10 protein-coding genes are annotated in these 11,701 nt (G+C 45.2%); 6 read left to right on the forward strand and 4 right to left on the reverse strand.

The window, feature by feature from the left end; translation table 11 throughout:
• Window positions 1-142: 142 nt before the first annotated feature.
• The 4 genes from Q5C82_RS18290 to mneS form a co-directional block, all read right to left on the reverse strand.
• The gene (locus Q5C82_RS18290; RefSeq protein WP_003219386.1) at window positions 143-2,356 is read right to left on the reverse strand and encodes a transglutaminaseTgpA domain-containing protein; all 2,214 of its coding nucleotides are present in this window, start codon (window positions 2,354-2,356) and stop codon (window positions 143-145) included.
• A gap of 21 nt (window positions 2,357-2,377) precedes the next feature.
• A complete protein-coding gene (locus tag Q5C82_RS18295) occupies window positions 2,378-3,574 on the reverse strand; it encodes a DUF58 domain-containing protein (protein WP_003219384.1) in 1,197 nt (398 codons plus the stop codon).
• Window positions 3,574-4,536, reverse strand: a complete 963-nt coding sequence (locus tag Q5C82_RS18300; RefSeq protein ID WP_003219383.1) for a MoxR family ATPase — start codon at window positions 4,534-4,536, stop codon at window positions 3,574-3,576. Before Q5C82_RS18300 ends, Q5C82_RS18295 begins: the two co-directional genes overlap by 1 nt.
• A 151-nt stretch (window positions 4,537-4,687) precedes the next feature.
• Window positions 4,688-5,560 carry a manganese transporter MneS gene (mneS, locus tag Q5C82_RS18305; protein ID WP_003219380.1) on the reverse strand — a complete coding sequence of 291 codons (873 nt, stop codon included), beginning with the start codon at window positions 5,558-5,560 and terminating at the stop codon, window positions 4,688-4,690.
• A 413-nt stretch (window positions 5,561-5,973) separates the two neighbouring features.
• On the opposite strand from mneS, the gene gabP reads away from it, so the two are divergent.
• From gabP to Q5C82_RS18335, 6 genes are all read left to right on the forward strand, one after another.
• Window positions 5,974-7,383: a GABA permease gene (gene gabP / locus Q5C82_RS18310; RefSeq protein ID WP_003219378.1), complete on the forward strand. Its 1,410-nt coding sequence runs from the start codon at window positions 5,974-5,976 to the stop codon at window positions 7,381-7,383.
• A 151-nt stretch (window positions 7,384-7,534) separates the two neighbouring features.
• Window positions 7,535-9,076, forward strand: a complete 1,542-nt coding sequence (gene cotA, locus Q5C82_RS18315) for an outer spore coat copper-dependent laccase CotA (protein ID WP_003219376.1) — start codon at window positions 7,535-7,537, stop codon at window positions 9,074-9,076.
• A gap of 98 nt (window positions 9,077-9,174) precedes the next feature.
• Window positions 9,175-10,164, forward strand: coding sequence for a DUF4003 domain-containing protein (locus Q5C82_RS18320; RefSeq protein WP_003219374.1), 990 nt, complete (start codon window positions 9,175-9,177; stop codon window positions 10,162-10,164).
• A gap of 13 nt (window positions 10,165-10,177) precedes the next feature.
• Window positions 10,178-10,993 carry an alpha/beta fold hydrolase gene (locus Q5C82_RS18325; protein ID WP_003219372.1) on the forward strand — a complete coding sequence of 272 codons (816 nt, stop codon included), beginning with the start codon at window positions 10,178-10,180 and terminating at the stop codon, window positions 10,991-10,993.
• Between the two features lie 82 nt (window positions 10,994-11,075).
• Entirely contained in the window at window positions 11,076-11,285 is a 210-nt protein-coding gene (locus Q5C82_RS18330; RefSeq protein WP_003219370.1) for a cold-shock protein, read from the forward strand.
• Window positions 11,286-11,471: 186 nt separating this feature from the next.
• Window positions 11,472-11,630, forward strand: a complete 159-nt coding sequence (locus Q5C82_RS18335) for a hypothetical protein (RefSeq protein ID WP_003219369.1) — start codon at window positions 11,472-11,474, stop codon at window positions 11,628-11,630.
• The last annotated feature ends 71 nt before the right edge of the window (window positions 11,631-11,701 follow it).

An 11,701-nucleotide genomic window follows, 5' to 3' on the forward strand; every position in this document is an offset into this window, starting at 1 on the left:
AAGTTTTTTGACACAGAAAAAAAACGAGGACAGATATGAAGCTCGCTCCGCCCTCTTTGGCAAGGCCGTTTTGTCGGAGTCAGGCAACTCGCTCCCAGACTCCGATAATATTCACTAATTCTAACAACACGTTGATAAGCGGTCAAGACCATCTTCTTTTAATTAAATTTTCCCATAACTCTCTGGATTCATTCCAAAGCGCAGCCGAATCTTCATTTCTGTAAAGCGCCCGTTCATAGCATAATGTCAGCTTTGACATGTCTTCTGAGTCGTATTTTCCATCGATTCGTTTTGCATAATCACGCAGCGTTTCACTGTCTCGTTTCGGCAGTCCTCTTCTTCTCAGCTGTTTCAGCAGCGCGCCATACGCCTCAAAAAACACGTACTGATCGCTACGCCGCTTCAATTTTCTCACAACGAAAACAGGAATCCATAACGAACGGAAAACATACAGCAATACCGCTGTCAACAGGAGGACCGCGAGAATTGCAAGTCCTAAATACCAGCCCGCACCGGCATGTGTATGTGAAGCAGACGGCTGTTTAGAGCCAGCTGGCTCCCGTTTTTCCTTTTGTTTTTCCTCATTTTCGGGCTGTTTTTTCTCTTCTTTCTGCTCCTCTTTTGTTTTCTCCGGCGAGCTGCTGCTTTCGCTGCCGGAATCCTTTGTGTCAGAAGAAGCAAACTCAGCCGGATTTGTAAACCCTTTAGTCGGCTCAAATGTGACCCAGCCCTGTTCCGGGAAATACACCTCTACCCAGGAATGGGCGTTGTTATTGGTCACTTCGTAAATGCTGCCGTTTTTGTTCCCTGCTTCTTTATATTCACCGGACGTATAACCCTTTATCCAGCGGGCCGGAATGCCGGCCGAGCGCAGTAGCACCACCATAGCGGAAGAGAAGTTATCACAGTAGCCCATCTTTGTTTCAAACAAAAATTGATCGACATAATCCTCATCATTCTTAGGGATGGACACGTTTTCGGTTTCATATGTGAACTCATTTGATCCTAAGTAGTCCTCAACCGCTTTCACCTTATCAAACATATTACCTTGATCCTGAGTCAGCTTGATCGCAAGGGTTCTTACCCGCTCAGGCAGTGAATCCGGCAGCTGCATATAGCGATCGCTGAATCTGTATTCCTCACTGTTGTTTCTCACTTTTACCTTTCTCAGCTCATCCAGCTTGTAGACCGGAGAATGGTACGTTACTGTATAGTTCCCCATATTTCTGATCTCACCGGCTTGTTCACTGATCGGAGAAATTTGTTCCGTGTTCCCGTTCATTTCAAGTGAGACAGCCCGCTTTGGCTGAATGGTTTCTGCACCGATCGGATACATCACATGGTTATACCCGTAGTGCTCATCGACTTTTACACGGACGGTGTTGCGCTCTGTCGCAACCTTATGGTCAAACCATAGATTTTCTACTTTTCCTCCGCTAAGCTGATAGGACATGCCTGTGTCTGTTTCAACCCAGCCTTTTCCTGTATACGTATCCTTCGTTTCCACACGGAAATACGTACGCTCTTTTCCCTGCCATGTAAAAACAGGTGTATCATCCTGCTGAAACGGGCCGCCAAGTGATTCATCATGGTTCCCGTAGCCGATTTTGCTTTCTCCAGCCGGCACATGATCTTGATTCGTGATTTTTTTGAGAAAAGGTACCGGATCGGGCCAAGCCGGTTCTGATTTCGGAGCGGCAAGTCCGAATCCCACCGCAGCCAAAACCAATACAGATAAAGGAAGAAACCATTTCAGGACAGATGTTTTTGGCAGTGTGATTCTTTCCATCAGCTTGATGCGGTCTAAGTATAAAAGGCCCAGCATAAAGAAGCCGATCAGCACGATACGGATGACGGCAAAAGTGGCATCATATGGCGTAAAGGTATCAAGAATCGTAATATACGCTACTGTCATGATAAAGAAAAATAATATTCTCCTCTGGTAAATCACCCAATAATGAAGGAGATAGACCAACAGCCACAGCAGCACAAAAAACAGCAGGGTTCGAAACGAAGGAATCATGTCATTCCATTGCCCTGATTGAATCAGCTTGATATTCAAATAGACATCCTGTAAAAAAGAGCTGACCCAGCTCAAGTCAAATATAGAACCTTGATAAAACAGGATGTGTATCGAGATCAACGTAAATAAGACACAAAAAGGAACGGTGACAAACCACCTCATCCTGAAAAAAGTCAGCAGAAACGTCAAACCGATAAAGACACTAAAAAAGCCCGTATGTTTCGTATCTGTAAAACTGTCAAGCGGTCTGAGCCACTCCCACAGCAATAAAAATGCCAGAAAATAAAATAACAGCAAGCTCAAACGGCTTTCATTCTGATCATCGTGCGGCATGTGCACCCGTCACCTCTCTTTCTAAACAACACGCGAAACTCGTCCGCCTCTCATGACCTGAACTCTGATTTGACGTTTCATCATCCGTTCGATCATGACATTTTCAGCTTGAGAAAGTTCAGCATCTTTCTCTTTTGCAAGTATCACTGTAACCCGGCCTCCCCTGGTTTCTGCGATGTTCAGCAAATCTTCCGTGAACTGCCCCGTGACGATCACTTTGTCAGCCTGGCGAACAGATGGCTTCCCCAGCTCCTCCCGTACATATCGACTTACCGGATCAGCCGCATCAGAATGAGCGACGGCTAAATGATGAAGCATGTGGTTAAAATGATGCTCCCCCTCCTGAATTGGAAAAATCGTTTTTTCCTTTCCGACCGAGGCCAAGCCTGCTCCCGCGCCGTTTTTTAAAACAGAATGAAGAATCGAAGCTGTCATAGAAACGACCTCTTCGAATGCTTCAGAGGAAGAACGGTCCATCAGAAGAAATAGGTTTTTGCTTCGAGACGGTTCAAATTCCTTCGTCATCAGCTGGCTCCGCCGTGCAGAAGTTTTCCAGTCTAATGCAGCAAACCGGTCTCCCGGCTGATAATTCCGGACACTTGCTGCGACTGCGGAATGGTGCTGATGAACAGGAGAAGAACCGCTTACACCGTCTTCCTGATGCCTCTCATTCACCTGATAAGAAAGACGCTGAAAGGATGGATAAACAAGCAGGGTATCTTCCAGCTCATAAAAAGCTGTTTTTTCAATCAAGCCGAGGACATCCCCAGTTCTCACCCTGACAGCATGAAAATGATGCTCTCCACGCGGTACCCGAGCTAATTCATACGACATCGTTATACTCCGTTTAAACCAAGGAAAAACGAGCCGTTTGGCCACGGCTTCGTCTCGGTTCAATGACTCGATTCCTTCTGGCAGGCAATCTTCAATCACCATATACATCATGGGAAACGGCAGCTTCCTTCTCAGCGTAACCGACACGTCCAGCCTGTCCCCCGCAAGTAATTGTGTTTTGGCCATTTGCCGTGAAGCCTGAAAAGAGCGGAGCGGATACAACGCCAGCAGCCCGGCATACACGACAAAAGGGAGAAACGTGTAAAACAAAAACCAGCTGACAAAACCGCCCTGAAACATCGCGTAAGAAAAAACAGCAGCCGTCAATAACATTAATACAATCAGCTTCCACCCATATACGAACCATTGCAATTTCTTCTTCATCAGCGGATCGACGACCTTTGAACCGGTACCTTCACAGCTGACATGATCTCCCGTACGATCGTTTCAGCCTCGATCCCTTCAAACTTCGCCTCAGGCTGCAGCAGCATCCGGTGCGGAAGCGTAAAAGGAGCCAAATATTGAATATCATCCGGAATGACATAGTCGCGATGGTGCAGCAGCGCGTATGCTTGGGCCGCTTTCATGAGAGCAATTGATCCGCGCGGACTGACGCCTAATTGAACAGAAGCATGCTGTCGCGTTTTCTGCACGATTTCAACAATATATTCTTTTATGCTGTCATCGGCGCGGACATTTTGCACTTCCCGCTGCAAACGGATGAAGTCTTCTTTTGTTATAACCGGCTCGAGCGTCTCAATCGGATGGCTGTTTTCCTGAAGAGATAACACGTCCAGTTCCTCATTAAAGGACGGATAACCCATGCGAAGTTTGAATAAAAAACGGTCAAGCTGAGCTTCCGGCAAAGGATAGGTCCCTTCATATTCGACCGGGTTTTGCGTGGCCATTACAAAAAACGGAGCGGCAAGCGGCATCGTATGGCCATCCACCGTTACGCTTCCCTCTTCCATCGCTTCAAGCAAAGCAGACTGTGTCTTCGGAGAGGTGCGGTTGATTTCATCGGCCAGCACGATATTTCCCATAATCGGGCCGGGACGGTATTCAAATTCCATTGTTTTCGCATTATAGATGGATACGCCTGTTACATCAGATGGCAGCAAATCCGGAGTGAATTGGATTCTTTTGAAATCGGCGCCGATTGACTTTGCCAGCGCGCGGACCATCATCGTTTTTCCAACTCCGGGTACATCCTCAAGCAGCACATGCCCTTTGGCAAGAATGGCTGCTAAGCTGAGTATGGCGATATCTCGTTTTCCAACCATTACTCTATTAATATGTTCAACTGCTTTCCCCAGCAAAGGATGCAGGTCTTCTTGGTATGCCATTCTTTTCCTCCTAGTCATCTACAAAATTCTTCATATTGTAACCTAACTTTACCACAAAAAGCGATCTGTATAAAAAAACGATTCTAGCAAATTGTTTCCAATAAAGCAGGACAAATCACACAAAAAAAGCTTCCTGTGACAGGAAGCTCAATTACTTGTGTTCTAAAGGCTCCATATGAACATGCGAATAATCAATCGCATGCTCCTCCTTCATTCTCCGCTCAATTTCATTGGCAATATCGTGGCTTTCCGTAATATTTAAATCTGCTGATACCTCAACGACCACATCAACGTAGACCGTACTGCCCAAGTATCTCGCTTTAATGTCTTTTAAACGACTCACACCCGAGATCTTTTCGATCGTCTGTTTATAAGCTGACATGTCCTTTACGTCGAAGCCATCTGTCAAAGAGTGAGATGATTCTTTAAAAATATCCCATGCCGTTTTGCAAATGAGAAGACCGATCACAAACGCCGTGACCGTATCAATCCAAGCAAGGTGGAATTGCGCAGCCACAATTCCGATAAACGTGCCGATACTGACAAATGCATCTGATTTATTATCAGCAGCCGCGGCAAGGAGCGCCTGGCTCTTCACCTTTTTGGCCAGCCTTCTATTGTACTGGTAGACGACAAGCATCAGGGCTGCCCCGCCCGCTGCTGTCCAAGCCGCAATCATATCCGGGGTCTCTTGTTTAGCAGAAAAAATAGATTCCCCGGCGCTGAACAGCACTTGCAGTCCGACAACCATCATAATAAAAGATGCGATAAGTGATGCAATCGTTTCCGCCCGAAAGTGGCCGTATGGATGATCTTCGTCAGGAGGCTTTTGAGAGATACGCAGGCCGATCAGCACAGCAACAGAAGCAATAATGTCAGTTGTGTTATTTAACCCGTCAGCTGTAAGTGCTTCCGAATGAAAGAGATAACCGATGATCAGCTTAATCGCGGACAGAACAAGATACGCGGCAATACTGACCAGCGCTCCGGTTTCTCCTTTTTTCAGTTCATCATATCTCTCCATACAAAACCTCCTCTCCGCTCGCGTTTTCCTATTATTATGATACAAAGCTGAACCGCAGTGGGTCTACAGAAACATGATTCACCTGCCACAGAAAAATAGTAACGATGGAACTTTGTTTCTCTAAACCAATTTATTTCTCCCTCTAAAAAAGGCCTTCCAGTCCAATGACACCAACGCATCTCTTGATACACCATATATTAGGGGATTATAACAACCTACCAAAAGAATCATTACAGAAACATTTTTTCTTTTATTTCAAGCATTTCTGCTGAATACACCGTAAACAAAACCCTACAAATTTGAAATAAACTGTTATATTTTCTTACATGATTTTTCGACAAACTGTATATTTATGATAGAGTTTCAATTATCATAATATTCAGTAATAACTTCATTCTTAAAGGAGGCAACTTATGAACCAGTCTCAATCAGGATTAAAAAAAGAATTAAAGACCCGCCATATGACAATGATTTCGATCGCTGGCGTGATTGGAGCCGGCCTATTTGTAGGCAGCGGTTCAGTGATTCACTCTACCGGGCCCGGTGCCATTGTTTCTTACGCGTTAGCCGGATTATTGGTGATTTTTATCATGAGAATGCTCGGTGAGATGTCTGCCGTAAACCCGACGAGCGGATCGTTTTCTCAATACGCTCACGATGCCATCGGACCGTGGGCAGGATTTACAATCGGCTGGCTGTATTGGTTTTTCTGGGTGATTGTCATCGCAATCGAAGCCATTGCTGGTGCTGGCATTATTCAATACTGGTTCCATGATATTCCGCTATGGCTGACAAGTTTGATCTTGACGATCGTGCTCACCCTGACGAACGTCTACTCCGTTAAGTCTTTCGGTGAGTTCGAATATTGGTTCTCCCTCATTAAAGTTGTTACCATCATCGCGTTTCTCATCGTTGGTTTTGCCTTTATTTTCGGCTTTGCGCCAGGCAGTGAACCAGTGGGTTTATCCAATATTACAGGCAAAGGCGGATTTTTCCCCGAAGGCATCAGCTCCGTATTACTCGGCATTGTCGTTGTCATCTTCTCTTTTATGGGAACAGAAATTGTTGCCATTGCAGCGGGAGAAACATCCAACCCGATCGAATCCGTGACAAAAGCGACCCGATCCGTTGTATGGCGCATCATCGTCTTTTACGTTGGCTCTATCGCCGTTGTGGTGGCACTTTTGCCTTGGAATTCAGCAAATATTTTAGAAAGCCCTTTCGTCGCTGTACTTGAGCATATTGGAGTGCCGGCAGCCGCGCAGATTATGAACTTTATCGTCCTCACAGCCGTACTCTCTTGCCTGAATTCAGGTTTGTACACCACATCCAGAATGCTGTATTCACTTGCAGAAAGAAACGAAGCGCCGCGCCGTTTTATGAAATTGAGCAAAAAAGGCGTTCCCGTACAGGCCATAGTCGCCGGAACTTTTTTCTCTTATATCGCGGTTGTAATGAACTACTTTTCACCGGACACCGTCTTTTTATTCTTAGTCAACTCATCAGGCGCAATTGCTTTACTCGTCTATCTTGTCATCGCTGTTTCCCAGCTAAGAATGCGAAAAGAACTCGAAAAAACAAATCCTGAAGCATTGAAAATCAAGATGTGGCTCTTCCCTTTCCTAACCTACTTAACCATCATCGCTATCTGCGGAATTTTAGTATCAATGGCGTTTATTGATTCCATGAGAGACGAACTGCTGCTGACAGGCGTCATCACGGGAATCGTTTTGATTTCTTATCTTGTGTTCAGAAAACGCAAGGTGAGCGAGAAAGCGGCTGCCAAGCCAGTCACACAGCAACAGCCCGACATCCTGCCATAATGCTGATCAAATCCTAAACGGCCTGCCGTTTAGGATTTTGTTATTTTCTTCTTCGGGCAGGCAGCGACACACAGATTTTTTTGTAACCATCACGTCCTTATTGTCATTAACTATAGTACCAATTTGGAAAATTTAGATAAGGACGATGAAAATGACACTTGAAAAATTTGCGGATGCTCTCCCAATCCCAGATACACTAAAGCCGGTGCAGCAAACAACAGAAAAAACATACTACGAAGTCACCATGGAAGAATGCGCCCATCAGCTTCACCGCGATCTCCCTCCGACCCGCCTGTGGGGCTACAACGGCTTATTTCCCGGGCCTACCATTGAGGTCAAAAGAAACGAAAACGTGTATGTAAAATGGATGAACAACCTTCCGTCAGAGCATTTCCTTCCGATCGATCACACGATTCATCACAGTGACAGCCAGCATGAAGAGCCAGAAGTAAAGACTGTCGTTCATTTACACGGAGGCGTCACGCCAGATGATAGTGACGGGTATCCAGAGGCTTGGTTTTCTAAAGACTTTGAACAAACAGGCCCTTATTTTAAACGAGAGGTTTATCATTATCCGAATCAGCAACGCGGTGCTATTTTGTGGTATCACGATCACGCCATGGCGCTCACCAGGCTGAATGTCTATGCCGGACTTGTTGGCGCTTATATTATTCACGATCCAAAGGAAAAACGCCTAAAGCTGCCTTCCGGCGAATACGACGTGCCGCTTCTTATCACAGACCGCACGATCAATGAGGACGGTTCTTTGTTTTATCCAAGCGGACCGGAAAACCCTTCCCCGTCACTGCCTAAACCTTCAATCGTTCCGGCTTTTTGCGGAGACACCATACTCGTCAACGGGAAGGTATGGCCATACTTGGAGGTCGAACCGAGGAAATACCGCTTTCGCGTCATCAACGCCTCCAATACGAGAACCTATAACCTGTCACTCGATAATGGCGGAGAATTTATTCAGATTGGTTCAGACGGGGGGCTCCTGCCGCGCTCTGTTAAACTGAACTCTTTCAGTCTTGCGCCCGCTGAACGTTACGATATCATCATTGACTTCACAGCCTATGAAGGACAATCGATCATTTTGGCAAACAGCGAGGGCTGCGGAGGTGACGCTAATCCAGAAACAGATGCGAATATCATGCAATTCAGAGTCACCAAACCGTTGGCACAAAAAGATGAAAGCAGAAAGCCAAAGTACCTTGCCTCATACCCTTCCGTACAGAATGAAAGAATACAAAACATCAGAACACTGAAACTGGCAGGCACCCAGGACGAATACGGCAGACCCGTCCTTCTTCTCAATAACAAACGCTGGCACGATCCTGTCACAGAAGCACCAAAAGCCGGCACAACTGAAATTTGGTCCATCGTCAACCCGACGCAAGGAACACATCCGATTCACCTGCATTTGGTCTCCTTCCGTGTGTTGGACCGGCGTCCGTTTGATATCGCGCGTTATCAAGAAAGAGGGGAATTGTCCTATACCGGTCCGGCTGTTCCGCCGCCGCCAAGTGAAAAAGGCTGGAAAGACACCATCCAAGCACATGCAGGTGAAGTCCTGAGAATCGCGGTGACATTCGGACCTTACAGCGGACGATACGTATGGCACTGCCATATTCTTGAACATGAAGACTATGACATGATGAGACCGATGGATATAACAGATCCCCGTAAATAACCCGACAAACTTGCCTCTCGCAGGCAAGTTTTTTCTATATGAAACTTTTGGCCCCATTTTTCGTATAACATAAAAACAGCAAAAAGGAGCTGCTTTTTATGCTGACAAACGACCTAAATGAAAAAACAAAACAATACATTTCCATTTATGCCGAATTAAAATCAAAATTAAAATGGAAAGTTGCACACGATCAGATATTAATGCTCATTTCTTCTGCATATATTGTGAATAAAAGAGAGTTTGACTTTCAGCGCTTTTATGATTTGAGCAGCTATATCAAATCAAACATCGGAAGCTTCTCAACACTCAATTCGCACCACCGCTTTACTGTTGCTTCTATTCTGGACATTCATTTTCAGCATGAGGCAAAACAAACGTTTCATACTTTCATTGATGTATACAATGAAATGGTGAAGCTTGGATATAAGCGGGATATGTTCACGTACCTTGCCGCTCTGATCTTGCTCACCGGCAAATCTGAAACGACAAATCAAAGAGAACAGATGAACATGGGGCTATCTGTTTATCAGCAGATGAAGAAAAATCATTACTTCCTCACTTCAACTCAGAATATTCCGCTTGCCGTACTGCTTGGCGAAAACGGAAAAGGTTTGCAGGCATTAAACAAGGCGGAAACATGCTATCAGCGGCTGGCAGCCAACGGGTTTAAAAAAGGACATTACTTACACCAGGTCAGCCATATTCTGGCCTTACAAAGTGAAAAAGACCCTGAAACGCTTGTTTCCCAGTGCAAACATATATATCAATCCATCACTGATTCTTTCAAAAAGCCAAAGGATTACCATTATCCAGATCTTGCCCTTCTCACATTTCTGGAAGAGCCAAATATCAAAACCATTTTGGACATCACTCACGAATTAAACCAAGAAAAAGCATTTAAATGGCAAAAGGAAATGAATTTCAAAATTGCTGTCAGCCTATATCTCAGTGAGCATATGGAAAAAAATCTGCTGATGGAATCAGGACTATACACCGCAATCGAAACGGTCATTCAGGCCCAGCAGGCAGCCGCGACAGCTGCTATCATCAGCTCAACAGCAGCCAGTCATTCTCATGACGGAAACTAGAGGAGGAGAAAAAATGCCATACATCACACTAGAAGATCAGACACGCCTATACTATGAAACGCACGGGAGCGGTACACCGATCCTGTTTATACACGGCGTGCTGATGAGCGGACAATTTTTCCACAAACAATTTTCAGCACTTTCTGCCAATTATCAATGTATTCGTCTCGACCTCAGAGGACACGGCGAATCCGACAAAACGCTTCACGGACACACCATTTCCCAATATGCCCGTGACGTAAGGGAATTTCTAAAAGTAATGGAGCTCGATCAGGCCGTTCTTGCCGGCTGGTCAATGGGCGCTTTCGTCGTATGGGATTATTTCAATCAATTTGGGAATGATAACATACAAGCCGCTGTGATCATCGATCAATCCGCTTCCGATTATCAATGGGAGGGTTGGGAACACGGTCCGTTTGATTTTGACGGTTTAAAAACGGCGATGCACGCCATTCAGACTGACCCGCTGCCATTCTACGAAAGCTTCATTCATAATATGTTCGCAGAACCGCCTGCCGAGACAGAAACAGAATGGATGTTGGCAGAAATCCTCAAACAGCCGGCTGCCATTTCAAGCACGATTTTATTTAACCAAACGGCTGCTGATTACCGCGGCATCCTTCAAAACATCAATGTGCCGACATTGCTGTGCTTCGGAGAGGACCGGAAATTTTTCTCGACAGCAGCTGGGGAACACTTGCGCAGCAATATTCCAAACTCGACGCTCGTCACCTTTTCTAAAAGCAGCCATTGCCCGTTTTTAGAAGAGCCCGACGCTTTTAACAGTACACTCCTCTCCTTTTTAGATGGTCTGATTGGAAAACCATAAAAAAAAAGGAATTAGGAGATTGAGGAAAAGTATGAGACAATAAGAAATGTGCAGTAAAATACATGAGGGAAGAAGTGACTTTATGTCTTACTATAACAAACGTAATCAAGAACCGCTGCCTAAAGAAGATGTGAGTACATGGGAATGCACAAAAGAAGACTGCAACGGCTGGACCAGAAAAAACTTTGCCAGCAGTGACTCGCCATCATGCCCTTTGTGCGGAAGCAAAATGATCGACGGCATCCGTTCATTAGTGAATCTCCAAAACAACAGTCAAACGAAAACAAGCTAGCTCTTCCCTATAACAAATGCAGTCTCCTGCAAGCAAACAATCCTCGAACGGAGACGCAAATTCTATATCCAGAATAAAAGCCTCTTATTGCAAGAGTCCGTAAATGAGAAAGAAGCCCAAACTGTAAATGTTTAGGGCTTTTTGTCTGTTTTTATGGTATTATATGGATATCTAAGGGGTGATAACGTGTTCTCAAACCAGCAGCAAAAAGACCTGAAAAAGAGAGCTAGGTTCAAAAAGCTGAACCTTGCAATCAACGCTTATGTTGAACTCCTGTTTTTGTCGATACCTCTGATCCATCTTTTTAAATGGCTCGGATCATTAGCCCTGCACCTCGTCCATTAAAAAACCACTCAGCCCAGGGACTGACCCCCGTTTTTGAGACAGGGATCAAAACACCTTTTAAACAGCCAATT

Source organism: uncultured Bacillus sp., assembly GCF_958411575.1.
Classification (GTDB): Bacteria; Bacillota; Bacilli; order Bacillales; family Bacillaceae; genus Bacillus; species Bacillus spizizenii.

What these genes read in the sequence shown, in the direction of transcription:
- mneS (WP_003219380.1), bottom strand. Translation starts at nt 5,560, where the DNA reads ATGGAGAGATATGATGAACTGAAAAAAGGAGAAACCGGAGCGCTGGTC.
- Q5C82_RS18330 (WP_003219370.1), top strand. Translation starts at nt 11,076, where the DNA reads ATGTCTTACTATAACAAACGTAATCAAGAACCGCTGCCTAAAGAAGAT.
- Q5C82_RS18290 (WP_003219386.1), bottom strand. Translation starts at nt 2,356, where the DNA reads ATGCCGCACGATGATCAGAATGAAAGCCGTTTGAGCTTGCTGTTATTT.
- cotA (WP_003219376.1), top strand. Translation starts at nt 7,535, where the DNA reads ATGACACTTGAAAAATTTGCGGATGCTCTCCCAATCCCAGATACACTA.
- Q5C82_RS18300 (WP_003219383.1), bottom strand. Translation starts at nt 4,536, where the DNA reads ATGGCATACCAAGAAGACCTGCATCCTTTGCTGGGGAAAGCAGTTGAA.
- Q5C82_RS18295 (WP_003219384.1), bottom strand. Translation starts at nt 3,574, where the DNA reads ATGAAGAAGAAATTGCAATGGTTCGTATATGGGTGGAAGCTGATTGTA.
- gabP (WP_003219378.1), top strand. Translation starts at nt 5,974, where the DNA reads ATGAACCAGTCTCAATCAGGATTAAAAAAAGAATTAAAGACCCGCCAT.
- Q5C82_RS18325 (WP_003219372.1), top strand. Translation starts at nt 10,178, where the DNA reads ATGCCATACATCACACTAGAAGATCAGACACGCCTATACTATGAAACG.
- Q5C82_RS18320 (WP_003219374.1), top strand. Translation starts at nt 9,175, where the DNA reads ATGCTGACAAACGACCTAAATGAAAAAACAAAACAATACATTTCCATT.